Source organism: Candidatus Protochlamydia sp. R18 (genome assembly GCF_000648255.1).
GTDB lineage: Bacteria > Chlamydiota > Chlamydiia > Chlamydiales > Parachlamydiaceae > Protochlamydia > Protochlamydia amoebophila.
Genome location: NZ_BASL01000752.1, coordinates 56912 through 81656 on the forward strand (window position 1 = coordinate 56912; position 24745 = coordinate 81656).

Genomic DNA, 24745 nt, shown 5'->3' on the forward strand with positions numbered 1-24745 from the left:
ATGTGTTCAGTGACTTCAATCTCTGAGTATGCTCAGGAAATTCATCTTGCTCTTCCTTATAATCAGCCACGAATTCAAGAGTTATTAGAAACTAGTTATTCTGAAATTTTAGCTAAATTTTATGAAATTTTTACTCGGTTCCCTAAAAAGTTTTCCGAATTAACCGATTTGTACGAAGAAAATAATGAACGTGTTATCTTAATTAAAAAAAGACAAGTTTTGTCTGTTCCTGAAGAAAAATTATATCGCGCGCTTAAAAAGCTAGTTTCAATCTCAATAAGGACAACTATCCCCTTGGGGGAAATTTCTCAACCTAGTCTGTTTAATTCTCTAAAAACTATAAAAGACAGCGAATCACAAAATGAAGGAGAACTTAAGCTAAATGTTTTGCCAGTAGAGATATTAGAACAAATTTTTTCTTATGAAAAAACATGGAATAAACTCGGTCAAATTGGCTTAGTTTGTAAAAAATTTCATAGTATAGTCACAGAGCCCTTATTTTTAAGAAAATTTTTTAATCAGTACCCCCATCAATTTTCAACGATTCGAACCAATAGCTTGAGCCGCCGTTTACTTGATTGGACAAATTACCTTCCTTCCTCTTTTTTTCCTCGACAAAACAATCTCTCTGATGGCGATTTGCAAAGTCTAGCAAGACATACGGTAAAGCTTGAAAATTTAGCGTTGAACGGGGGAACTTATACTCCAAAAGGACTTGCAAATTTACTTCAACAGTCACCCAATTTGCAAACATTAGAATTTTATCATCATCCCTCACTGTCCTTTGATGATTATATTGCTATTATTTGTTTATATGCCCCACAAATCAAAAATTTGAAAATCATCGATTGTCACATTTCCGACCTGTCTTTACTTGAGCTTGCACTTTCAGAAATTAAATTAATTCATTTTGAATGTTGGGATAGCTCAGGGAAAGGGTCTTTGACTGATTACGGACTATATCCTTTAATGAAAAAAAAAAGTTGTCTAGAAAAATTATCCCTCACAGGTTTTCCTCTGGTTACTCAAGAGTCTCTTTTTACCCTTACAAGTCACATCAAAACTTTAAATTTTACTAATTGCGGTGCTGTTAATCATCGGTTATTAGATGCTATTGCAAGTCGCTTAACCCAATTAGAAGAATTGGAGTTAGGGTTTCTTCCTTGTTCTAACCGCTCTAGCGATACTCAACGCATGCAACAAGCTTTCTCGAATGTTGCTCAAAACTGTCAACAATTAAAAAAAATTAAAATTAGCGATTGTTTTTTTTTAAATGATGAAACAATAAAAGAAACCTTAAACAAATGGCTTAATCTTCAGCATCTTGAACTTTATCGAAGCATTCCTATGACAAAAACTTTTTTGGCGCAATTAAAGTCTTTAAAAAATTTAAAAGTTTTTAAATTTGAAAATCCATATCATTCGCCAGGCGAATTTTCAATCGAACCCCATGATTTTAAATGTTTAGAGACATTAAAATTAACAAATTGCCTAATCGATGAAAAAGAGTTAATTGCTTTTCTCAAAGCTAAAAGCTCTTCAGAAGCATCATCTTTAAAACGTTTATGCTTATTTAATACAGGATATATTAGTCAGCAACTATTAGAAGCCTTAGGAGACTATTGCCCAAAATTAAAAGTCGTCGAGCTTGAACAGGACAAATTAATGGCTAAACACGCCATAATTAATGATGAGGGGATTCAAAAATTAACCAAACGTTGTCGTTTTCTTAAAACCTTACATATCAAATCTCCTAATCCTTCTTGGAATTTTACGGATCAATCTTTGATGTATCTCAGTGCTTGCTCAAAGTTAGAACAATTAACTCTCAGTCACTTGCATTCAATCTCTAATAATAACGATAATATCCGGATTTTTCATCTCCATTGTCTGCATTTGAATCATTTAGGAATTCCTTTTCATCAACTGGAAGAGCCTCATCTTACAAATTTATTAGAAAGATATAGTGAGCAGTTACTCTCATTAGATATTCAAGCAATGCCCAACTTAAGAAAAAAATTAAAATGGAAGTTTTCCCATCTCCGCTCACTTACAACAGACTATCAAAATTTAACCATAGCGACCATCTCTTTTCTTCAATTATCAGCTCCCTCACTACAACTGATTAATATCAAAAATCAAGAAGGTTTTATGCAACACCACCCATTTTCTGCGTATTTGAATCAACTAAATAATTAACGTTATTTATCCACGTTGACGAAAACTTAATATTTCTTGGATAATAAAAACATGAATCTACCTGTTTTTAGTGCGCTGCAGATCACTGCTTTACTTTCTGAGATACGTCAACAATTGATTGGACTTTCTTATTTTATTTGTCATTCCCATAAAACAACCCAATTTTTTCTTCAATTTAAAAAGGAAAATAACGTCAAAACCCTTTTTTTAAGTTTTCAGACCCCTTTGATATGCTTTTATTTAACAGAACAAAAAATTTTTCCTCTTGCAAACTTGATGGAAAATTCTTGGCAACATTATTTATCAGAGGCAATTCTGGTAGAGATTGAACAATTAAATCAAGATCGTATTTTGAAATTTGGCTTTAGAAAAAATCAAAGCCAATTTTCCCTTATATGCGAGTTTTTTACGAAACATCCTAATTATCACCTTTTAGATGGACAGGGAAAAATTTTATATTCTCTTTATCCTGTATCAAAAAAATTTTATCAATTACCCTTTCTTTCTCCTTTACAGGTACAGCCTTCTGTCGTTTTAAAAGATTCTAAACAGCTAGAAGAAATTTATAAAAGAGCTGAACAGGAATGGTTTTTTCAACGAGAAAAGTTGGCGTTGGAAAAAGATTTAAGAAAGGGCATAAAAAAACTTCAAAAAAAACGAGAAAACTTATTAAAAGCAGAAAGAGAGTGCCTTGATTGGGAAACCATTCAACATGAAGGAGAACTTTTAAAGTCTTCTTTCTCTCAACTTAAAAAAGGAATGTCTCAATTAACGCTTTGGGATTGGTTAAAAAACCAAGAAGTATGTTTAAAGCTTGATCCAGAGCTCCTTCCTAGTGAACAACTCAAATATCGCTTTAAAAAAGCTAAAAAACTTCGAATAGGTTTACCACATTTAGAAAAACAACTTCTCTACGTCGATCAAGATTTACTTACGCAAGTCGATCAATTAAATAGGCTGCAAAAAACGACCAGGATTGAAGAATTAAGTTCTTTCAAATCTAAAAAATTAGTTCTTCGAAAAGCTGCAGAACAATTACAAAAAAAACAACTACCTTATAGAGAATTTTTATCAAGCACTAATACCACAATTTGGGTAGGAAAAAATGATAAGGGCAATGATCGGATGACATTTGCCCTGGCTAAAGGTTCTGATTGGTGGTTACATACACAAGATGTTCCTGGATCACACATTGTGATTCGGACTAAAAAAGGTCAAGATCCAGATGAAGAAACTTTAGCCGATGCCATGCAACTAGCACTTTATAACAGTAAAGCCAAAATTAGGCAAGAAGCAGAAATTTGCATGACTCAACGAAAGTTTCTTTCACGAATGGGAAAAAATCAGCTTGGAAAAGTACAAATCTCAAAACATCGATCTGTTTGGATTCGCTTTGATTTAGAGCGTTACCAAGCCATTCTAAAAAGACAAAAGTTGCCAAATAATTGATTTTTTATCTTTTGAATAACTTAATTTTGCATGATATTATGAAGAATTGTTTTTTTCTCAATCGTTAAAAAAACACGAATCCATGATAACTGTTTTTCTTGAGAGATAAAAACCCGATTTAAATAATCTAACGACTCATAAGAACTTCCTGGATAAAACTGATAGCGGTAACCTTTATCAATAAGAACTAATGAGCTTGCGCATTGTGCTAAAATATCCTCTCTTGTGTTTTTGATAAATAGATTTTTATCGGGAAATAAGTGTATAAAAGTGTTGGAATAGGCAGATTCCGCGTCTTTTAATAAAAGCTCATGAAAAGTTGAGTCATTTTCAGCTAGAGATTCTATTACTTTTAAGAAAGAAGCAAAATTTTTATTTTGGGAAATATAAGAATGACCATAAACGACATTGCAGTTTTCAAAATAAGATTGATATCGATTGCGAAGAGCGTGAGCTTTGATTAAACACTCCTCCTGGGCTTTCTGTAGATCGTTTTGAAATCGGAGGCTCATTGTATTAATATGTGCGCGATCGGAAAGTAAAACAGTAATTTTGCCTTTTACATGATTTCTGATAGTGGAGACAAAAGCATTCATTTTTAAATCGCCACTAATTTTTTCATGAAATGAAGAATGGGTGCTAATGAGAATAATTACCGGTTTTTCGGTTTCCAACCAATGAGTTTCTTCAGTCTTAAAAGCTAACTTTCCTTTAATAATTTCTTTTTGATTTGAAAGAATAGCTGTAAAATTCTTTCTCCATGTATATTTATTCATCTGGCAATTTTCATTAATTAATAATTCGCTAATTTTCAGCAGAAAATTAATTTTTTAAAAGAGCGTTAAATACTCTAAAATAAAGTAAAAAATACTATTTGGTCTATCTCCGCTAAAACTGAAAAATGACGTTTCATAAGTGCCCAAATCATAAGATTAAAATTATTAATAAAAATTTAAATTTTTAAAAAATGAAACCATTTCAAGAAATGTTAAGAAAAGTCTCTTCTTCTCCCTATTATAATCAAATGATAAAAACGGTCATGCCTTTACATAGCTTTGGGATTAACCATTTTTGGTATTATAAAATTACTTTTTCAGGTGATTATTCTTATTTAGGAACACATTCAGCATGGAATGAATTTTGTTTTGATAATAATATGCTAAGTTATTTTTCTTGTTTACGTCATCCTGATTATTTGCAAAAAGGGATTAATTTAATGAAAACAAATGTTGATAAAAACTATAAAAAAGTTTTAGACATTGCTTGGAACGATTTTCAAATTAATTTTAACATTAATCTAATTTATAACACAACTGAAGGGGTGGAAGCGTATGGATTTGCTACTCGCTTTAATGATCCTTATGCTGAGCAAAGATTATTAAACGAGTTACCAGCTTTACGCTTTTTTATTAAAAAATTTAGGAAAGAAAATAAAAAAATTTTTGACCTAATAGATGATCATCCAGTTAACCTTTCTAAACAATTTGGTTCACTATTCTATGAACAGCCTACAATACCGGTTGTTCCTAATAAGAAAGAAGAATTTATGAAGAAAATGGGTTTCAATGAAATTTTTTCACTAACTCCTCGAGAAAGCGATCTCGTTAAATTTCTATCAAATGGTTATCCGGCTCATTATATCGCTACAAAGCTTGAATTATCTAAACGAACCGTAGAGAATTATATCGTGACAATAAAATGCAAGCTAGGTTGCACTTCTAAAGTTGAACTTATTCAAAAAGCTCAGGAAATTATATCAACAGGCTATTTTGATTAGATGCATATTAATTTTAACTTATCGTCCTTAAAGGGGGAGCACTAGTAATTTCTCAATATTCATCTGTTCCAGCAATCGAATCTCTATTTTTTTCTATTTATTTGAGTTTCTCAGCTTTTAGAGTATGATGTCGATGTTGTTTGATAAATCTATAAAGACGATGAATATTAAATTCAATTGAAGCTCTTCACAGATCAGCCTTCAATTTCTTTGGGTACCTACATCAAACTTGATAAAGTTGAAAAATTCCTGTTAGTTAAGCGAAAAAAATTACTGCATATCAACGGCCTTAAATTACCTTTCATAAGTTTCTGTTACTCAGAAAGGAAAACATGTAGCTTGGACTAAGATATGAGCCGTATTTCAGACTTATTGCTTAATCTAAAGCGTTATACTAAGCTAAAACTAGCGTTACAAAAAAGATTAATGGTGTATTGGATAAAATAGAATCGTCTAGATGCCAGTTATTTTACTTGGAGCTTATTCACATTTTTCATAAAAAGGCTGAATATGCTACAAAAAAAATGGCCAGTATACCTAAAAGGCTTTTTTACTTGATTAAATTTTTTGTAAAATTAGTTTTTGCAAAGAAAAGTGAATTGTAAACAATATTTGCTTAAAGAGATCGGGAAACATGGGACAGTCTTCGAACTTTTCAATGGCGTGAATTTGATGTTACTCTAAAGGAACTACTTCCATTTGCTGCTTGAGTTCTAAATATTGTCTTATGATAAAGGGCACCTTGCTTTTTCTGCATTTTATCTGCATAATACAGGCATCATCTAATGCAGATAAAGAGCCATTATTATGCTGATAAAGTTTGAACCAAATTATACCATTTCATCAAAAATCATGAATTGTCTGATTCGCATTGAAGCAGCCAAGCAAAAAATATTGCATTTACCCTTAACGCCAACAGTCCTTAGTTCTTTGAGAGAAACAGCACGCCTTTATACCACTCATTATTCCACAATGATTGAAGGAAATAGGCTGGATCCAGATCAAGTAGAAGAAGTTTTAAAGCACCAAGGTCACTTTCCTGGACGTGAACGCGATGAACATGAGATAAAAGGCTACTATGCTGCATTAACTCAATTAGAAAAATGGGCAGCACAAGGTGTAAGCATTGCAGAAAAAATGATCCAGATACTTCATGCACTTGTGATGGCCAATGGCAAAGGAAATGCCAAACCAACTGCATATAGAGATGGTCAGAATGTTATTCGAGATGGTAGAACAAAAGCAATTGTCTATATGCCTCCTGAGGCTAAAGACGTAAAAAGCTTGATGACAGGTATGGTAAATTGGATTAATAAAAATACTGACTTGCCTTGTCCTATTATTGCAGGAATTGCCCACTATCAGTTTGCAACCATTCACCCCTATTATGATGGGAATGGTAGAACAGCTAGATTACTTACCACTTTAATTTTACATTTAGGGGGATATGATCTAAAAGGACTTTATTCTTTAGAAGAATACTATGCTCGGAATCTAGGTGCTTACTACGAAGCAATTAGCATTGGAGAATCTCATAATTACTATATGGGACGTGCTGAAGCAGATATTACAAAATGGGTGGAATATTTTGTAGAAGGAATGGCTGTTGCATTTGAAAATGTTTTAAAACGCATGGATGAAGCCAAAACTCAAGGCTCACCCGATCAAAGTGCTCTTATTAGAAAACTTGATCCCAAACAACGCAAGGTACTTGAATTATTCCAAGAATTTGAAACAATTACTAGTCGGCAAATCGGTGAACTATTTGGATTTAAACCACGTACAAGTGCGGTCCTTTGTGCAAGTTGGGTTGAAAGTGGCTTCTTAACTATGGTTGATTCATCAAATAAAGGACGAAAATATAAGTTATCTGTTGGTTATCAGAAGCTAATCAATTAGATGGATAGGGGAAATTTTTCCCCTATATTGAATTATGAAATGAACGCTTGAGTTATTTTTAGCGTAAAAATTAGGTGATCATCTCATTAACAGGAAAGGTGAAATAAGGGCCATAAAAGCATCCAGTTTTCTGTAAAGCAGCTTGCTCTACTGTTAAGCGAAGCATTCGTTGCTTATTAAGTTCTTCTTCATTCTTCTGATAAGTTTCGATTTTAATATTCAATTCATCGATTAATATTTGTTGTTGCTCAGTTGGAAGTGCATGGACAATTTTCGCCATTTCAGCATAATGGCGGCCATTTTCAAAATAGAATCTTGCTACCCAAAAGTTTGTAAATTCCATATCTATTATATAGACTCCATCTTCAGCTATAATGACATTCCCCAATGGATATCGCTAAAACCTGTTGCTTCGAAAAGACGAAGTAATTCAGAAACTTCTTCAGAAGTTATTTTTCTATTTGATCCTCGAATTCGTTCTGCATAAACAGTCATACCACCTATGGAAGCTTCGATATCGAGACCTGCACTTGTACGAAGCTTTATGTTCGTATTGTCGTCATCAATTACGATCATTTTTTGGGCACTTTAACATGTCTTAAACTAAGCTCACGTGCTTTTCTTTCAATGTAATCCCTTCCTAGAATGCGATCAATGTCTTCTCCTTTTTCTACGTAATTTTCTGAAGAGAGATGATTAAATTCTGTTTGTGTTAGAAGAAGCTTCTGAGAGCGCAAGCCTGTTAAAAAAGTTTGCAAGCATTCGTGCATTTCAAGAGTATCCGTATTGCAACCGAAAATCGATGGTCCTTCCCTCATGAGTAATTCTTCATTTCTACCAAAGCCCAATACTTTCATGGTTCGTACGAATTTATACGATTTGTTGATCTTCTCTGGATAAACTTCTCAATTCCTGTAGAATTACTTCACTTTCTGAAAATACTACTTTCTTAAAAAGAAGCTCTCGAGGAAATAGAGGGATTTTTTGTGCTTCCATAGCATTAAACAATATGGTTGCTCCCTTCTGTTTTCCCGTTAGAAGAGCACGAACAAAAGCAATTTCTGCCCCTTCTGCTCTTTGAATTAAAGTAGGGTCTATAGCGAGTAAATTTTGTAAAATTTTCGCATTTCCTGAATAGCGATCAAGAAGTGTTTCCTTGGTTTCTGGATGCTGTCGATGTAAATTTACAACCAATCCCTTCTCTTGAATTATCTTTAATAGAATTTGTAAAGGGTAGGTTTTTAAAAAGAAAATTGCATTTGTTTTAAATAGAAAGTTGATAAATTCTTCACAATTAATAGGACTTGATAATATCTCTTGAAGAAACTTTTCATGAACATCAGTTTTCTTTTTCAATATTTCAGTAAGTGTTGGAGTGAATTCTTCTTTTACCTGAATGTATTCGAAACTATAATCACCAGAACCTGGTTTTTTATTTATAACTATGAGTCGTTTTTCTCCTTCTATATCAGCATAAATTAAGCCACGGTCTAGACTATAACTATTTACTAAAGTATCTGGAAGCCGATATGTGTTTGTTTCCTTTTCCGTATGCGTTCCTTTATGCCAGCGAAAATCGTCAACTCTTCCTGTTTCTATTACACCATCTGGATAAATTCTTCGTCCTTCCCAATAAGTCCACCGATCTCCACCTTCACTTTCTCTTAAAGATTGAACTTCTTCAATGACCCCATTGTTATACTTACGAATAGTGAGATTTTTTTGAGTCTATTCTGTTTTCTTAGGCACAATATAAACGAAGTCTTTCCATCGAGTTTCAATAACATCAGCAACGCTTTTTAATTCTTCTATAAATTTAATTGCTTGTGTTCTTTCCGATCCATAAGAAGGAATGTCGTTGCGGAGTTTGACGTGTTTATCCAAAACTAACTGGCCGGTTTCTTGCGCTTTTAGGCGCATTTCTTCTTTAGAGGAAATAGGAGGAAGTTTTTTTCTGAGACTTTAATGGCAAATGGATGGAAAGCCTCTTTTAGAGGTGAGGTTGGAATAATCTCTTGCCGCACTCGTTCTATAGGTTGTGCAGTTATTGTTACTGTCAAAATTTCCCTGAATTTAGCTCAACGTGCAAGAAAACTCTATGAAAGTTCGAAAGTAGAAAAAAAACGGCAAAATCTTAATTTCTTATTTTCGAAATTAGAAATGTAGGCCAAAAAGTTGATCATAACACTGCGTGAGACGTTTGATAGGCTTATAGCAGTGTCAGATCATCCCAATTGTCGGAGGAGGTGGGATTCGAACCCACGGTACGTGTTTAACGTACACACGCTTTCCAAGCGTGCTCCTTAAGCCACTCGGACACCCCTCCAAAGAAGCGAAAAGATTAAAATAAGATGATTTATGATGCAAGCTTTTATCAGTTAGTTTTTCTTTTCATTAAGATGAGGGGGAAAAATGACTGAATGCTTGCTCAGTTTCTGAATCAATTTGAGAAGGATCGTAGCGAACAGGAGAGTAATTTGCAAATTGTGCAAATTCTTTTCGAAAGGTTAAATTGACACTACCTACACTTCCATGTCTATTTTTAGCGACAATCAACTCGGCCATTCCTGGTTTGTCGTTAGGATCGTAGTATTCGCGTCTTAAGAGAAACATCACAATATCAGAATCTTGCTCGATACTTCCACTTTCTCGTAAGTCACTCATCATGGGGCGGTGTCCAGGACGTTCTTCCACTTTTCTTGATAATTGAGACAAACAAATAATAGGGATGTTCAATTCGCGTGCTAAGTTTTTGAGCATACGGGAAATTTCTGAAATTTCGTTTTGTCGATTCTCTGAGGTGCGATTAGAACCCGATCCCGAAAGCAGTTGAAGGTAATCAATAATCAGAAGCCCAATACCGTGACTTTCTTTCATTCTTCGGGCACGAGCTCTTAAGTCGGTAATTTTTAAACCTGCTTGATCATCAATGATCATCACATGGTTTTGCATGTCATTGACGCAGCTAACAATGCGTTGAAATTCCACTCCATCCAAAGCACCCGTTTTAATTTTATCGGATTGGACTTCTGCTTGTGAACAAACAATGCGATGAACTAATTGTTCAGCTGACATTTCTAAGGAGAAAATACCGACAGGAATTTTATTTTTAAAACACACATTTTCTGCAATATTGATGGCAAAAGAAGTTTTTCCCATTGCTGGGCGGGCGGCTAAAATCATTAAATTTGAGTTATTTAAACCATTAATCATTTTATCTAAATCAATAAAATGAGAGGGGATTCCACTAATTCCCGAATCTTCTGGCCCTCGTTGAGCGTACCTCTCTTGTTTTTCTTGTAATTCTTTTAAATAAGGAAGTCCCGATTCAGATTTTAATCCGGAAAAAATATCTTGAAGAATGAGTCCTGATGTAGGATTAGAGGTTTGGCCAATTTGAAAAAAAAGTTGTTGAGCTTCATCTAAAGCAACTTGAACATCTTGTGATTCTTCTAAAGCACTTTTTTCAATTATCTGAGCAGCATGAATCATGCGTCGGAGAATCGATTTATTTTTGACAAGTTCAACATACTCTTCAATAAAAGCCGACGTTCCGGCATATTGAGCTAAAGTAGCTAAATAAGAAACACCACCGACAGCACTTAGTTTTTCTACACGTTTGAGTTCCTCGGCAACAAGATGGATATCGGCCGGTTTATCTTTTTTATAAGCAGTTTTAAGGATTTGAAAAATGATTTTGTGTTCATTAAAATAAAAGTCAGAGTCATCGAGAGCATCAGATGCAATATTCAGACTATTGATGCTTGTCAGCATGCAGCCAATAACCATCATTTCTGATTCTTTAGAGTGTGGAGCAATTTTAACTTTAACGTTAGCTTCTGTCATGGCAATTTTTAATGTTAATCTTTAAAATAAATAGGTATGAGCAGAAATTTCTTTCATCTATGATGACAAGAAGTTTCTTTTCTGAAAGTTAATTTTTGTTTACACATATTGAAAGGATAAAACTTTAAAATTAGCAATGGCTATTTTCTTCGGCTTAATCTTTTCAAATACTACTTTTGGATAAAAAAATTCCAAGCTTAGGTGGTTATCACCATAAATCATTCCGTATCTAAAGTCTATTTGAAAAAAAGGTTAGATAAATGCGTAAAATAATTGTTGTAGGGGGAGGATTTGGAGGATTGAATACTGTCCGATCTCTCAAAAATGCCCAGGTAGAAATCTTATTAATTGATCGAACTAATCACCACGTTTTTCAACCTTTGTTATATCAAGTAGCGACGGCAGCATTATCTGTTGAAAATATTACCACCCCTCTAAGAGAAATTTTAAAAAATCAGTCCAATGTCAGAGTTTTGATGGCTGAAATTGAGAAAATTAATCTCGAAAACCAATACATACAAGCCGTTGACGGACAACAATTCTATTATGATGATTTAATTCTTGCTCCTGGGGCAAGGCATACCTATTTTGGGCATGATAACTGGGAAAATTTTGCACCAGGGTTAAAGACAGTGGCAGATGCTTTTCGTATTCGAGAAAAGATGTTAATGGCATTCGAAAAAGCAGAGAGATGTGAAAATCGAGAAGCTGTTCAATCTTCTTTAAGCTTTGTAATCATAGGAGCGGGGCCAACAGGTGTTGAAATGGCCGGATCGATGGCGGAATTTGCTCACCGCACCCTATTCAAAAATTTTCGATCTATTAATCCCACCAATTCTAAAATTTATTTGATAGAAGAAGGCCAACAAATTCTTCCAAGTTTTCCTGGAGAATTAGCAAATCGAGCTTTAGAAGATTTAAAGCAATTAGGTGTAGAAGTACTTTTAAATACTTTTGTGACTCAAGTCACAGATCAAGGTGTTTATATGAATGAAAAATTTTTACCTGCTTTTACAGTTGTTTGGGCTGCGGGAAATAAAGCTTCTCCGCTTGTTAAAAGTTTAGGGGTTCCTTTAGATAAACAATCAAGAGTAAAGGTTCAGCCAGATTTAACGATTCCTGGATTTACAAATGTATTTGTCATCGGAGATGCTGCTGCTGTAGTGTCTTCTAAAAATGAGTTTTTACCTGGAATAGCGCCTGTTGCAATTCAACAAGGACATTATGTAGCAAACTTAATCAAAAAAAATATATTACCTTCAAATCGAAAGCCATTTTTATATTGGGATAAAGGAATGATTGCAACTATTGGGCGGGGAAGAGCTGTAGCTATCTTAGGTAATTTTAAATTTTCTGGTTTTCTAGCTTGGTTGATTTGGTGTTTTATTCATATTCTTTATTTGGTCAGTTTTGGCCATCGTCTACTCGTGATGATACAATGGATTTTTCTGTATTTATTTAACAGACGACAAGCCAGAGTTATCATTCGACCTATTCAAGAGTAAAGACTATCTTCATACAATGTAAGCAAACTCATACTTTTGACAGAACTATCCTTAATTAATTCGCAGTCATAATTATAAAAGAATTCTGAAAGTTCTTCGCCTTTCTATATGCCTTTTAAAGCAACTATGGGTTGTTCATTAATTTGTTAGTTTCCATCAGGTCAGGTACTATCTTACAAACTAGAAATTGATGAGTGGTAAAAAAATGAGAATTATCAAATAAAACAAACTATTTTGCATCGACAATATAATTAATTGTTTTAAGTAAATTATAACGGATAAAAATGCTTCCCGTTTTATGAAAACTATTGATAAATTTTTATTTAAGTATGGTTAATAACTTAATAGATTTCCGGGAAATATTGCTAGATGTTTTGTCCTTTTGAATAATTTCCTCAACAAAATTTCTCATCCCTGCAATTTTACTAGATCTAACGTTGTTTTTATTAATAGCATACCTCCCTTACTCCTAAAAAAGTTAATATTTCTAGTAAAAATTTAAATATTTTTACACAAAAACTGATTACTATTTCATTTAATGAATACATTTTTTTGATAAATTAAATTAAAATATGAAAAATATTTTATAATTATAATATTGATATATTAATTAGGTTAATTTAGATGAAAATTAAATAAAATAATTTGGCATGATTATTGCAAAATAGTGAGATAGTCCATTAAAAAATATAAAAGGGGGCCTTATGTACCGCACCTTAAAATTGAGAGTCTGTGGATTAATTTTTCTAACTTTATTTCTTCTACCTTTTAATTTTGTAAATGCAAAAGGAGGACATGGACACGGAGAAGGACATCATCATAGTAGCGGTCATGGTGGGTATCATGGAAAAAAACATCATGGAGGTCATCATCATGATCACCAGAGTAGACATTGGCATAATGGCTATTATGGATATGGTTTAGGAGGTTTTGGCTTGGGATATGGCTTAGGGTATCATGAAAGTAGTTATTATTATTCTTCACCTTCTTACTATTATTCCTATCCTTCAAATAACGATACAAGTTCTAATTTCTATTTTAAAGTTCCTTTAAAGTAAGAAAAATTTTTTCTTAACCCACTAATTTTTAAACCCCAATCATAGGTTGGGGTTTTATGTTTGTAGGTCAAAAATTTCTTTTCTCTTAATCATTTTGGAAACAATACTTGCATAAAAACCAGATGGGTATTAGGATAGTCGTTTTCGTAATAGAAAATTTGGAAAGATGGCTGAGCGGCCGAAAGCACGTCCCTGCTAAGGACGCATACCCCTAAAGGGTATCGAGGGTTCAAATCCCTCTCTTTCCGTATCAGGGACTTTGGATTTTATGTTCAAAGTCCTTTTTTTTTGCCCTCAGTAAAGGTAGGTGTAGGTGTTTGCGAAGCTGAAAAAAAGTTAAACTAAAGATATAAGCAATTCCTGCAATCAAAGCAATCGTCGCTCCTGTGGGCCAATCAAAGTAATAAGCAACGCTATTTCCTGTTAAACAAAATAAGCTACTGAAAAAAATTGCCAATAACATCATTTTTGAAAGGCTAGACGTAAGTAAGTTGGCAATCGTTGCGGGGATCGTCAGCATTGTCATCACCAAAACAATTCCTACAACTTGAATAAGCAAAACAATTGAGATAGCAATTAAAATCAGGAGTAATAAGTAAAGACCATTAACAGGAAGCCCTTGTAAGCGAGCTTGTTCTTCATCAAAACAAATTGCTAAAAATCGCTTGTGGAGACACAAAACAAGCAAAATCGTGCAAATATCCAATCCCCAAAGAATATAAAGATCTGTCTGGGAAACCCATAAAATGTTGCCAATCAAAAAATTAGTCAGCTCTACATTGAAGCCAGGGGTTTGAGAAATAAACAGAATGCCAATAGCCATTCCAATTGACCAAATGGCGGCAATCACAGAATCTTCTCTTTGTCTATAGTATAAATGAATCCAGCCTAGGATCAATGCCGATAAAACAGCGGCAGTTAACGCTCCAAGTAAAGGAGAAGCCCAATGGATCCCTTGAGTCCTTTCTAACCAAATACACAGACCAATCCCACTTAAGACTGAATGTGAAATACTTCCCGCAATGAACACAATTCTCTTTACAATAACATAAGAGCCGATAATGCCACTGACAATTGAGGCAGCAAATCCTGCTAATAAGGCTGAGAAGAGTAAAGAATGGGTCATGATGGCTTCAAAAAATGTTGGCATAGTCACCTTAATTTGAAAATCAGAAAAAAGTAGGTGTTTGTTTGGTTGGGATAAGAGGAGTATGATAAAGTCCCACTGCGAAATGTTCGCAAACCTCTTCAGGCTGTAAAGAAAAAACATGTCTTTGAATACAAAGTAACCTTTCAACTTGCTCAATCGCTGCTTGTAAATCGTGTGTGACCATCAAAATTGTCATAGAGCCTTTCAATTCTTTTAATAATGCATAAATATCAGCTTCTGCACGGCTGTCAACACTAGCTGTAGGCTCATCTAAAAGTAGCAAACGGGGTTTGGAAACAAGAGCTCTTGCAATTAAAACTCTTTGTGCTTGTCCTCCAGAAAGAGTGCCGAAAGATTCTCGGCTGAATTCTTTTAATCCAACCTTTTCAAGAGCTTCATAAGCCGCCAATTTAGCCTTTTTGGAAAAGTGCCCATACCAAGGAAGTTGGGATAGAAGCCCAGATAAAACGACTTCGAAAACTGAAATGGGAAATTCTCTATCAAATCGAATTGACTGAGGGACGTAAGCAAGTTGTTGGAAACTTTGTGCAATAGGGTTTTTACCAAATACTTCAATTTTACCGTTTTCTGGTTTTAAAAAACCCATAATTAATTTTAAAAGGGTCGTTTTGCCCCCACCATTTGGTCCTATAATGCCAATGAATTCTCCAGGATTTACTTCGAAGGAAATATCAGAAAGAATAGTAGAATTATCGTAGCAAAATGTGAGGTGATCAACTTTAATCATTGGCAACATAAATAGGTATTATTCTCCGGCAAAAGCATGAGCGATTTCAAGCATACTTTTAAAATATAGTTTAGAATAAGGATCTAATAGCCTGATTTTTGCACCTATTTCTCCAGCTACAAGCTGAGCAGCTTTATTATTATATTGGGGCTGTACAAAAATTGTCCGTATATTGTGTTCTTTAGCCCAAATTAAAAGCTTAGTCATTTGTTGAGGAGTTGGATCTTTCCCTTCTAGCTCCACAGAATATTGTTGAAGATGATAATCTCTACAAAAATATCCGTACGCGGGGTGAGAAACAAGAACTGAATGGATGGAAGATGTTTTAAAAAGTTCTAGGATTGTTTGATCAAGTTCTTGAAGCTCTTGCTGAAATATCTTCAAATTTCTGACATATAATTTTTTATATTCAGGAAAAGCTTCAATTAATGCATCAGCAATTGTTTTTGCTTGAATTTGAGCTAGTCGAGCACTCAACCAAAAATGGAGATCTTCAGATCCCGAACAGCAATGACATTGAGTATGTTTATCCTGATGAATGAGATCGAGCCCTTGGCGCAAATCGACAATTTTAAGGTTTGGATTATGACTAGTTAACGATTGAATAGCTCTTTGTTCAAAAGATTCGCCGATGCGAAACCAAAGCTTTCCTTGACAAGCTCCTAGCATCTGTTTAGGTGACGGTTCATAAGTATGAGCGCTGGCTCCTGCAGGGACCATTAATTGAACATGAACTGTATCGTTCGCAATTTTTTCCACAAAAAATTGGTGGGGAGCGACGCTTACTAAAACAGTTGGAATAGCGGTAAGGGAGGGAAGGGTAAATAGAAAAATAGTAATGATTGTTAAAATGACAAAAAATGGGCGCCATCCCATAATAGGTAATCCTTTAAGAAAGGGTTTTTGTAAGAAATAGAGTTATCGCTTCTAAAAATTTGGATATTAATTATATGTCTGAGGAAATGCCAATTTTTAATCAAGAGTAGTCAGGCTTATGGATAGAAAATTTTGTTGCTTACAATTGTCATTTCAACAATGACTATATCATTTCTTCAATACTCAGTGTAGAATTTTTCATCCATTACCTAGATTCTCGTCTTTCAAAACAAGAATCTAGTTGAGCGATGAATTTGTTTTACACGGTCTTTTGTTCGCTACTATCTGAGAGTGCAATTTTTCGTGCTTGTAAACGGGGATTTTTTTTAAAAGTGATGGTTAATACTCCGTCTTTGAAGCAGGCTTGTTCTGTGCTTTCTTCGACTTGAGTAGGAATATCTATTTGATAAAAATAAGAAGTTTTGGACCGTTTATAAAATTTGCGATCTTTATAAACTTCTTCTTGTTTTTTTTCCCCTTTGATCCAAACTGTATTTTGATAAAAAGAAATGTCTATTTCGTCAGACTTGAGACCCGGTAAATGAGCTTCTACATAAACATTAGAATCATCTTCTGAAATGCTAATTCCAGAATCGGCCTCCCATCCCATCCAACGATTCATTTTATCTTCCATTTCATCCCACAGATTAGGTAAAGAAGAGGGGAGACGAAAAAGAGAGCGGCGAGGTTGAACATCACGATCCATAAGACTACCTCCAAATAAATTTTAATCATTATTAAAATCTTCCTAAGAAATAACCCAAAGTATCAAATATTAAAAATAAATAAGAAAATGGATTCACTAGGCACCCATCATCATAACAATTCTAAGAAATAATCCAAAGTACCAAATATTAAAAATAAATGAGAAAATGAATTCATTAGGCGTCGAGTTAATAGCCGTTATTGAAATTTACCTCTAAAAAAATTCACGAATGAGCATATAAGTAAATTTCATTAAGTATCTATTGTTGATGCTCTCGAAGTTTGTTGATTATAATTAAAGGGTTCTTTAATGGAAAATGTAGACAAAGAGTTGCTTAAAGGCGATTTATTAATTAATAGTGAAGAAAATTTGCTTCAAGAAAAGCTACAACAAAAAATTCAGGAGTTAATAGAATTTATTGGAGCAGACCCTGAATCATTTCAATCAGTATTAATAGCACAAATTATTGCAACAAGTTTAAGGATGGGTCAAGAAGGGTTTGCACTGGGCCAACTTAAATTAATGACGCGTGCTTTTAAAGAGATGCGGTATGCTTATCGTGTATTTAATAAATATCCAGTAAATAAACGAATTAGTATTTTTGGTTCGTCTAGAACGCCTGAATCCCATCCCGATTATCAAGCTGCTAAATTTTTTGGAGCAGCTATGGCTAACCTTAACTGGGTTTGTATTACTGGAGCTGCTGATGGAATCATGAGAGCTGGACTGGAAGGAGCAGAAAAAGAATCCCGCTTTGGTTTATCTATTCGTCTACCTTTTGAGTCTCCTTCCAATTCACTTTTAGCCGGAGATCCAAAATTAATTAACTTCCGTTATTTCTTTACCCGGAAATTAATGTTTTTGAGTCATTCGGACGCTATAGCTGCTTTTCCAGGGGGAGTTGGTACCCAGGATGAATTATTTGAAGTGTTGACTTTAATGCAAACTGGAAAAGCTAATATTCTACCCGTTGTTCTTATAGAAGGAGAAAATGGATCCTACTGGCGAGCCTGGCAAGATTACCTATGTCAAAATTTGTTAGCTAATGGATGGATCGGTCCGGAGGATTTAAATTTATTTTATCTTTCTTCATCGGTGAATGATGCTGTTGCCCATATTCAGCAATTTTATCGTCGCTATCACTCAAGTCGTTATGTCAAAGATGTTTTAGTCATTCGTTTATTGAGTACACTCACAGATCAGCAGGTAGAGCAATTAAATCAAGAATTTTCCTCACTTTTAAAAGAGGGAAAAATGTATCTTACCAAACCTCTCCAAGAAGAAACAGATCATTTGGAGCTACCCAGGCTCGCTTTTGAGCATAATAGAAGATATTTTGGTCTCCTTCGTTTACTTATTGATAAAATTAATAGCTTTTAAGGTTGACTTGGAAAAATTTTGCAAAATAACTTTAAAAACTATTTTTTAATCGTTGTACTTCAATTCTCATTAAGTAGCAAAGGGATTGAGAGGGGGAAATGTTAAGCGAATTTTTTGTTTTTCAGGATGCAAGCGATTTAAAACACTTAAACTCTGAATTAACATGACGATAGATCTTATTTTCAAAAAAGAAAATTCTAACTTTGTTGAAATCATGTTGAGTTCTGAAAGCATAAAAACGGATTCAATCAATAGTCCACTACTTTGAATGATTAAATCTGATTGAAAATAATGTTCATGTTGTTGCGAGGAGTAAAAATGCTTCCAAATAAGGTTTGTTGTATGAATCGTATAGCCGAGTAATGTTAAAGCAGAGCTGAATAAGGCTAGTCGTTGATCCCATTTATCTAAAGAAAGAAGTTTGAGTCTACCAAGTAATGATGTTGTAAATAATCCATGAGCGATAAAATGAGAAACCCGTGCAGCTGTTTTAGCGATATCAATAAATGGGGGATGATTTTCCCGTTGTTTAGTAAGTACGATAAAAGTTCCATTTGCAATGTTTAACAAATCGCTCAGGACGCTAACCCCATGCAACCCCTCGTGTAAAACATGGGCACCGTCATGAAGACTCTTAAAAAAATCATATGTTTCTATAGTCGCATATAATTTTAAAAGGCGATTAAATAGATGGAAAGTCTCGTTGACGATAATTGCAATTTTTTCTGCTGAAGCGACGTTTTGAAATGCATAAAGTAGTCGACGGGAAGGCTCTTTAGGTTTCAAATAGAGAGATACACGGGCTTCTTGGGTACCGGCTTGAAATTTTTTAATTTTAATTTCAGGTTTAAATGTTTCTAGTCCAACGCATGCACCCCCACCACACATAGTATGCTCCTTTTTAAAAAATTGTTTCAAGAAAAACAGTAAAGCGGTAATGTTATTGCAAATGCATTATTAATAGCAATAAGGAATTCTAATCCTTTGTGTTTACTAACTTTACTTAAATATCGGTTGGCAATGAAAAGAATGACGCGACAACGATGTGCGATGTTAAATTGTTTTAAACAAGTTAAACGCCCTTTAAGTGCTCAAGAATTAGAAGAATTAACAACGATTAATTTAGCGACAATTTATCGAAATTTAAAAATGTTAATGGAAGAAAAAATTTTAGTTGTAGTCCAGCTACCTGGGCAACCTCCTCGCTATGAATATAATGGTTTAGAAGAACACCATCATTTTTTATGTCAATCCTGTAATCGCTTATTTGATGTGGAAGAAAGTGCTGTTCATGCCTCCTCCCACATTCCAGAAGGTTTTCAATTAGTAAAATGTGAGGTGACTCTTCACGGTGTTTGCGGAGAATGTAATTCCTAATTCGAATATATACTTAAATTTTAAGAGGTGAAAATGCATCATTTATCAAAAAAACTACTTTTGGTTGCATTAGTTTTTTGTTTATGTGGAATAAAACACATAGAAAATTATTTCTATCTGTTTCAAAACCCTCAGAAATGTACAGCTTGTAAAGAATGTTAACAAAGCTGAAATGGGGCTAATTAAACTTCACTATTTCATTCCTGGCTTGCAAACAACAAGAAGATGTGTAGAAAAATAAAAAGAGAGTAAATTTTTTTTGAAGAATTAGTCGAACAGGTTTCTTACTCCTTGCCAAAATTTCAAACCAGAAAGAACATAATTTTTAGTCATCTCTTGGGCTCTGGTGAGGCAAGGACTTTTCCTGATCATAATAAGTAGGTCCCGGTTGTTGAATGACCCCTCCTCCTAGACAAATATTACCTACATAAAAGACAATTGATTGGCCAGGTGTGACGGCTCTTTGAGGGCGATCGAATGTTACAAAAGCTTTCCCATTTTCAATCCGTTGAATCGTACAGAATTGATCGTTTTGTCGATAACGAACTTTTGATTGGCAGGTATAGGGAAGAAGGGGAGCTTCAGCAACCCATGATAAATCGGTGGCAATGAGTTCGTCACAGTATAAGGCTGGATGATTGGCTCCTTGTTCTACAAAAACAATCCCCCGTTCGTGATCTTTACCTACCACAAACCAAGCTTCTCCTGCACCGCCAATACCTAACCCTTTTCTTTGCCCTAAGGTGTAATAAGCTGTGCCCATATGCTTTCCCACATTTTTTCCTTGTAATGTTTGAAAAACGCCGGGTTGAATAGCCACATATTGGCTGAGAAACGAGCGAAAATCTCTTTCCCCAATAAAGCATATTCCAGTGCTGTCCTTTTTTTCGGCAGTCACCAATCGATGTTTACGAGCTATATCTCGCACTTGGCTTTTTTCTAACCCTCCAACAGGGAAAAGCACCTGCTGTAGAATCTGTTGGTTGAGTGTGTAAAGAAAATAAGTTTGATCTTTATTGTGATCTATCCCTTTAACTAAAGCTGGCGATCCTTTATCAAGGATAAGATTTTGACAGTAGTGACCTGTTGCCAAAAAATCAGCACCTAATTCTAAGGCTTTTTCTAAAAAGACTTTAAATTTGATTTCTCGATTGCATAAAATGTCAGGATTAGGTGTCCATCCTTTTTGAAAATCAGCAATAAACTGGGTAAAAACTTGTTTTCTGTAATTTTCGACAAAATTAACGGCATAATAGGGGATATCAATGTGATCGCAGACACGGCGTACATCGTCGTAATCTTGTGCTGAACTGCAAACCCCGTTTTCATCTTTTTCTTCCCAATTCTTCATAAAAAGGCCAATCACGTTGTAGCCTTGCTCTTTCATCAACAGAGCCGAAACAGAAGAATCCACTCCTCCAGACATGCCAACGACAACAGTTTTTTGATTTTTCATAACTATTTTAGCTTTAATTTTTTAAAAATAAATATAAATAGCATTTTCTTAAAAATCAAGAATTCATCAAAGGTAAACAAATAGGAAGTTGGACTAATTAAAAAATAATCAGAGAAATTCATTAAATTGGGAAAAGCTACTGTAGAAACTAAATAATTAATTTAAAGAGTTTTTTTTAATAAATTATTTCAAATTTAAATTTGATTTTGAAACAAATAATAATTTAAAAGTTGATTTTTTTGTCTTCTCTGCGTAAAACCTTGGTGAATAAATAAATTAAGGCATTTTTTGCTAAAATAAAAATGGAGAATAGTTGAAACTTTATTATTTCAATCGATTTTTAAATAGGAACGTTTGAATTTATACAATGAAGAAAAGTCGAATTTGATGTATGAACAACTTTGACTGAAAATGAATGAACTCATGGAGGATTGAGCATGAGATGTCCCTTTTGTCAATTTGAGGGATTGAAAGTGACTGACTCTCGAGATGCAATGGAAATGAATGCGATTAGAAGAAGAAGAGAGTGCTTGAATTGTCTTAAGCGTTTTACTACTTTTGAAACAATCGAATTGACAGTACAAGTGCAAAAAAGAGATGGAACTTATGAAGATTTTCAACAACATAAGTTAATTAATGGATTAGCTGCTGCATGTAGGCATACCAAAATTAGCCATGATCAGGTAATCAGTTTAGCTGCTCAAATGACAAACGAATTAATGCAGTCTCAAATACAACAAATAAGCACCACACAGTTAGGTGAGATGGCCATGAAACATTTACAAAGTCTTGACCCCATCGCTTATATTCGTTTTGCGTGTGTGTATAAAAGATTTAAAGATTTAGGTGAGTTAGAAGAAGCAATTAAAACAATTCAATCCAAAGACGAAGACAAATCTTGCTCGATATTAAAGGATTTGTTATAGGCTTCGAGCTTTATTGTTAAAGGCGCAAATAGACGATAGGAGGTCAAAAATGGCATTAAAAAAAACAGAAGTTGCAAAGTTTAAAAAACGTTTAGAAGATATGCGTATGCAACTTACGCATTCATTAAAGGGATCAACAGCGGAAGTAAAAACACCTGATGAAGCGACTGGTTATTCTCAACACCAAGCAGATCAAGGGACAGATGACTTTGATCGTACTATTAGTTTAGAAGTCACAAGTAAAGAATATGGGATTTTAAGACAGATTGATCGGGCTCTAGAAAAAATTGAGGAAAATACTTATGGTGTTTGTGATATTACAGGTGAAGATATTCCTATTGCGCGATTAGACGCTGTTCCTTACGCGGTCATGACTGTTAAAGCACAAGAAAAATTTGAAAAAGGTTTGCTATAGGACTTAAGTTAAGTAAATGAATGAATATTTCTCAGTTATACCAACTCATAAAAATCAATTACTCTTTCGCTTTATCTGGATAGGGTTAGCTATTTTATTATTGGATCAGATCTCAAAATTCTTCGTTTTCCATCTTGTTCCTCACATGGATTTTTCTGTATATAAGTATCCTTATGGAGGGGTGGAAGTCGTGAGGAATTTTGGGGGAATTGAGTTTTCGATCAACCACATGACGAATAAAGGGGCTGCCTGGGGAATGTTTGGGAATTACCAGTTGTCTCTGATGCTCTTTCGTATAGGATTAATCGCTGGGTTGTGTGTGTACTTGTTTCACTTTAACCAACAAAAAGCCTGGCAAATTCCTTTGATTTTAATTATCGCAGGAGCAATTGGTAATGTCTTGGATTTCTTTTTTTATGGACATGTGGTGGATATGCTTCATTTCGTATTATGGGGATATGATTTTCCTGTTTTTAATGTTGCCGATAGCTTTATTTCAATTGGCATTGGTTTATTGTTTATTCTTTCTTTGTTTAAGTCTTAACGGTGCCCATGTATTCTTCATTACCTATTCGTACAAAAGTGGAATCCCCTTTTCAAGCTTCAAAATGGTTGCAATGCCCAGTCTTATTAGATGAAGAAGAAATGAAATGTTTATTGACAGCGCTTGGAAATTTCTGGATTTTTAATGTCAGCGGTATTTTAAAATCTTCGGAAGGTGATATTTCCCAAGAAGAATTTTTAAAACAGTATACGTTGTATATTCAAAATTTGAAAAATGGTCAGTATCCGAATGATCAACTCATTAGACGGTTTTTCTCGACTGTTTTTACTCTGGATCTAAATGCCCTTTATGAAGTACCTGTTGCTAACGAACAAAAACTAATTCGAGTGGAAAAACCTGTGATTCAGTTGCAATCTCATCGCTTTGATTACTCTTTGGCTGATGGAAAGTTTCGGTCGATGGTTCTGGGCCAACATAGCATTTACTGGGGTATTCAATTTTCTTATCCCCAACTTTTTCAAGATCGCTCTTTTCAAGTAAAAAATGTTAGAGAAAATGAAGAATTTCCCAATACGGTTTTATTTAAACGTTTGCAAAGATGGGTTAGACATCACACAACTCCCACTTCATTTCTTATTAATCAACAAATAATAAATGTCCCTATCAGGTTGGGAAAGCAATGTTTAAGCTGGATCAACAAACATCCCCAGTTAAATGAAAAAAAATTATTAGTGCAAATTTAACAAACGTTATTTTCTTTATGAACGAGTGTGATTGATAAAGACAAACTTAATGTTAGTTAAAGACAAATTTTTTTTGATAGATTTCTTTTCTTCAAATTTAAACTCTCTTAAAATCATTATTTAATATAAGAGACTATGGTTGAATTTAATTAATTTAAAGAGTTGTTTAATCATCAATTTGGTTGGCCATAGCAAAGTAAATCCTATTTTCACTCTGTAGCATACGGCTCAAAATTTTTGCTTAAGCTCCTAAACTTACCAAACCATGTAAAAGCTCTTTCAACTATCCATCTTTTTGACTGAGCTATAAAACTCTTCTCCTTTCACTTAACATTCTCAATTTTGTGGCCTAAGTCTTTCCATTTCTTCTTCTAAATCTTTGCTTATATAGCCTTAAAATAATTTGGAATTGAGTCTAAAAGAAAAAAAAGAAAATCTGGCGCCGAAAAAAGAGTAGCTTCTCCTAGAAAGATAAAGGATAAAATTTTATTAAAATTCATCAAGCCTCAACAGATGCCTATTTAAGAGATAATCACCGCTCATTTCGGCTTCACTGTACAAGCTATTTTTTATGCTTACAAACGACAAAAAATCACCTTAAAAAAAGGGCTTTCTATCAAGAAAGATCTGTCGATAAGGTTGGGTATGCCATTTTTTGGTAGTGCTAAATAGGTAAGGCTATTTCAATAAACTGATCTAATTTGATAGATTAATTATTCTAATTCAAGCG

Annotated in this window: 26 protein-coding genes and 2 tRNA genes; 14 read left to right on the forward strand and 14 right to left on the reverse strand. The window is 34.1% G+C overall.

Translation table 11 applies throughout. The features are described 5' to 3' along the window. Entirely contained in the window at positions 1–2199 is a 2199-nt protein-coding gene (locus TY19_RS25700) for an F-box protein (protein WP_042282030.1), read from the forward strand. Between the two features lie 51 nt (positions 2200–2250). Continuing rightward, on the forward strand, positions 2251–3648 hold the full coding sequence (locus TY19_RS25705; protein ID WP_042282033.1) for an NFACT RNA binding domain-containing protein: 1398 nt from the start codon (positions 2251–2253) through the stop codon (positions 3646–3648). A gap of 20 nt (positions 3649–3668) precedes the next feature. Here the strand turns inward: TY19_RS25705 and TY19_RS25710 are convergent, their stop codons facing one another. Next, the gene (locus tag TY19_RS25710; RefSeq protein WP_042282034.1) at positions 3669–4424 is read right to left on the reverse strand and encodes a hypothetical protein; all 756 of its coding nucleotides are present in this window, start codon (positions 4422–4424) and stop codon (positions 3669–3671) included. A gap of 191 nt (positions 4425–4615) precedes the next feature. Here TY19_RS25710 and TY19_RS25715 point away from each other — a divergent pair, with 191 nt between their 5' ends. Together TY19_RS25715 and TY19_RS25720 are read left to right on the forward strand one after the other, a co-directional pair. Further along, positions 4616–5425, forward strand: a complete 810-nt coding sequence (locus TY19_RS25715; RefSeq protein ID WP_226988510.1) for a response regulator transcription factor — start codon at positions 4616–4618, stop codon at positions 5423–5425. Positions 5426–6232: 807 nt separating this feature from the next. Continuing rightward, positions 6233–7324, forward strand: coding sequence for a Fic family protein (locus TY19_RS25720; RefSeq protein ID WP_193354040.1), 1092 nt, complete (start codon positions 6233–6235; stop codon positions 7322–7324). A 70-nt stretch (positions 7325–7394) separates the two neighbouring features. Here TY19_RS25720 and TY19_RS25725 read toward each other — a convergent pair whose 3' ends face one another. The 5 genes from TY19_RS25725 to TY19_RS25745 form a co-directional block, all read right to left on the reverse strand. Further along, positions 7395–7667, reverse strand: coding sequence for a hypothetical protein (locus TY19_RS25725; RefSeq protein WP_042282038.1), 273 nt, complete (start codon positions 7665–7667; stop codon positions 7395–7397). A gap of 26 nt (positions 7668–7693) precedes the next feature. Further along, positions 7694–7900 (reverse strand): hypothetical protein, encoded by a 207-nt coding sequence (locus TY19_RS25730; RefSeq protein WP_042282039.1) that lies wholly within the window; start codon positions 7898–7900, stop codon positions 7694–7696. Further along, positions 7897–8181, reverse strand: a complete 285-nt coding sequence (locus TY19_RS25735) for a hypothetical protein (protein ID WP_042282040.1) — start codon at positions 8179–8181, stop codon at positions 7897–7899. Before TY19_RS25735 ends, TY19_RS25730 begins: the two co-directional genes overlap by 4 nt. Positions 8182–8194: 13 nt before the next feature. Next, a complete protein-coding gene (locus TY19_RS25740; protein WP_148300664.1) occupies positions 8195–8518 on the reverse strand; it encodes a hypothetical protein in 324 nt (107 codons plus the stop codon). A 534-nt stretch (positions 8519–9052) separates the two neighbouring features. Continuing rightward, positions 9053–9244: a hypothetical protein gene (locus TY19_RS25745; RefSeq protein ID WP_042282043.1), complete on the reverse strand. Its 192-nt coding sequence runs from the start codon at positions 9242–9244 to the stop codon at positions 9053–9055. A 45-nt stretch (positions 9245–9289) separates the two neighbouring features. On the opposite strand from TY19_RS25745, the gene TY19_RS25750 reads away from it, so the two are divergent. Then, positions 9290–9490: a hypothetical protein gene (locus tag TY19_RS25750; protein ID WP_042282046.1), complete on the forward strand. Its 201-nt coding sequence runs from the start codon at positions 9290–9292 to the stop codon at positions 9488–9490. Between the two features lie 72 nt (positions 9491–9562). On the opposite strand, the gene TY19_RS25755 is transcribed toward TY19_RS25750, so the two are convergent. Beyond that, positions 9563–9650 (reverse strand) — tRNA-Ser (locus TY19_RS25755). 68 nt (positions 9651–9718) lie between these two features. Further along, on the reverse strand, positions 9719–11170 hold the full coding sequence (gene dnaB / locus TY19_RS25760) for a replicative DNA helicase (RefSeq protein ID WP_042282048.1): 1452 nt from the start codon (positions 11168–11170) through the stop codon (positions 9719–9721). A gap of 260 nt (positions 11171–11430) precedes the next feature. On the opposite strand from dnaB, the gene TY19_RS25765 reads away from it, so the two are divergent. The 3 genes from TY19_RS25765 (at position 11431) to TY19_RS25775 (ending at position 13981) form a co-directional block, all read left to right on the forward strand. Next, positions 11431–12675 (forward strand): NAD(P)/FAD-dependent oxidoreductase, encoded by a 1245-nt coding sequence (locus TY19_RS25765; protein WP_042282050.1) that lies wholly within the window; start codon positions 11431–11433, stop codon positions 12673–12675. Between the two features lie 704 nt (positions 12676–13379). After that, the gene (locus TY19_RS25770) at positions 13380–13733 is read left to right on the forward strand and encodes a hypothetical protein (protein ID WP_052354895.1); all 354 of its coding nucleotides are present in this window, start codon (positions 13380–13382) and stop codon (positions 13731–13733) included. A gap of 160 nt (positions 13734–13893) precedes the next feature. Beyond that, positions 13894–13981 (forward strand) — tRNA-Ser (locus tag TY19_RS25775). 2 nt (positions 13982–13983) lie between these two features. On the opposite strand, the gene TY19_RS25780 is transcribed toward TY19_RS25775, so the two are convergent. The 4 genes from TY19_RS25780 to TY19_RS25795 all read right to left on the reverse strand — a co-directional run bounded on the left by TY19_RS25780 (position 13984) and on the right by TY19_RS25795 (position 17213). Next, positions 13984–14883, reverse strand: coding sequence for a metal ABC transporter permease (locus TY19_RS25780; protein WP_042282052.1), 900 nt, complete (start codon positions 14881–14883; stop codon positions 13984–13986). A gap of 19 nt (positions 14884–14902) precedes the next feature. Beyond that, a complete protein-coding gene (locus TY19_RS25785; RefSeq protein WP_042282053.1) occupies positions 14903–15640 on the reverse strand; it encodes a metal ABC transporter ATP-binding protein in 738 nt (245 codons plus the stop codon). Between the two features lie 9 nt (positions 15641–15649). Beyond that, positions 15650–16507, reverse strand: a complete 858-nt coding sequence (locus tag TY19_RS25790) for a metal ABC transporter solute-binding protein, Zn/Mn family (protein WP_042282055.1) — start codon at positions 16505–16507, stop codon at positions 15650–15652. A gap of 259 nt (positions 16508–16766) precedes the next feature. After that, positions 16767–17213, reverse strand: coding sequence for an Hsp20/alpha crystallin family protein (locus TY19_RS25795; protein ID WP_042282057.1), 447 nt, complete (start codon positions 17211–17213; stop codon positions 16767–16769). A 309-nt stretch (positions 17214–17522) separates the two neighbouring features. Here TY19_RS25795 and TY19_RS25800 point away from each other — a divergent pair, with 309 nt between their 5' ends. After that, positions 17523–18593 carry an LOG family protein gene (locus TY19_RS25800; protein ID WP_042282060.1) on the forward strand — a complete coding sequence of 357 codons (1071 nt, stop codon included), beginning with the start codon at positions 17523–17525 and terminating at the stop codon, positions 18591–18593. A 69-nt stretch (positions 18594–18662) separates the two neighbouring features. Here TY19_RS25800 and TY19_RS25805 read toward each other — a convergent pair whose 3' ends face one another. Beyond that, positions 18663–19481, reverse strand: coding sequence for a hypothetical protein (locus tag TY19_RS25805; protein WP_042282062.1), 819 nt, complete (start codon positions 19479–19481; stop codon positions 18663–18665). 132 nt (positions 19482–19613) lie between these two features. Between TY19_RS25805 and TY19_RS25810 the strand changes: the two genes are divergently transcribed. Next, positions 19614–19970, forward strand: coding sequence for a Fur family transcriptional regulator (locus TY19_RS25810; RefSeq protein ID WP_042282065.1), 357 nt, complete (start codon positions 19614–19616; stop codon positions 19968–19970). Between the two features lie 325 nt (positions 19971–20295). Here the strand turns inward: TY19_RS25810 and mnmA are convergent, their stop codons facing one another. Continuing rightward, positions 20296–21444, reverse strand: coding sequence for a tRNA 2-thiouridine(34) synthase MnmA (gene mnmA, locus TY19_RS25815; protein WP_320408607.1), 1149 nt, complete (start codon positions 21442–21444; stop codon positions 20296–20298). Between the two features lie 419 nt (positions 21445–21863). On the opposite strand from mnmA, the gene nrdR reads away from it, so the two are divergent. Genes nrdR through TY19_RS25835 form a run of 4 tightly spaced genes read left to right on the forward strand, consistent with a single transcriptional unit; the run spans position 21864 to position 24015 of the window. Then, entirely contained in the window at positions 21864–22352 is a 489-nt protein-coding gene (nrdR, locus tag TY19_RS25820; RefSeq protein ID WP_011176344.1) for a transcriptional regulator NrdR, read from the forward strand. Positions 22353–22401: 49 nt separating this feature from the next. Next, positions 22402–22767 (forward strand): TraR/DksA family transcriptional regulator, encoded by a 366-nt coding sequence (locus TY19_RS25825; protein ID WP_042282070.1) that lies wholly within the window; start codon positions 22402–22404, stop codon positions 22765–22767. Positions 22768–22783: 16 nt separating this feature from the next. Further along, positions 22784–23311: a signal peptidase II gene (gene lspA, locus TY19_RS25830; RefSeq protein WP_042282072.1), complete on the forward strand. Its 528-nt coding sequence runs from the start codon at positions 22784–22786 to the stop codon at positions 23309–23311. 8 nt (positions 23312–23319) lie between these two features. Beyond that, positions 23320–24015 carry a hypothetical protein gene (locus TY19_RS25835; RefSeq protein WP_042282074.1) on the forward strand — a complete coding sequence of 232 codons (696 nt, stop codon included), beginning with the start codon at positions 23320–23322 and terminating at the stop codon, positions 24013–24015. Positions 24016–24745 lie beyond the last annotated feature (730 nt).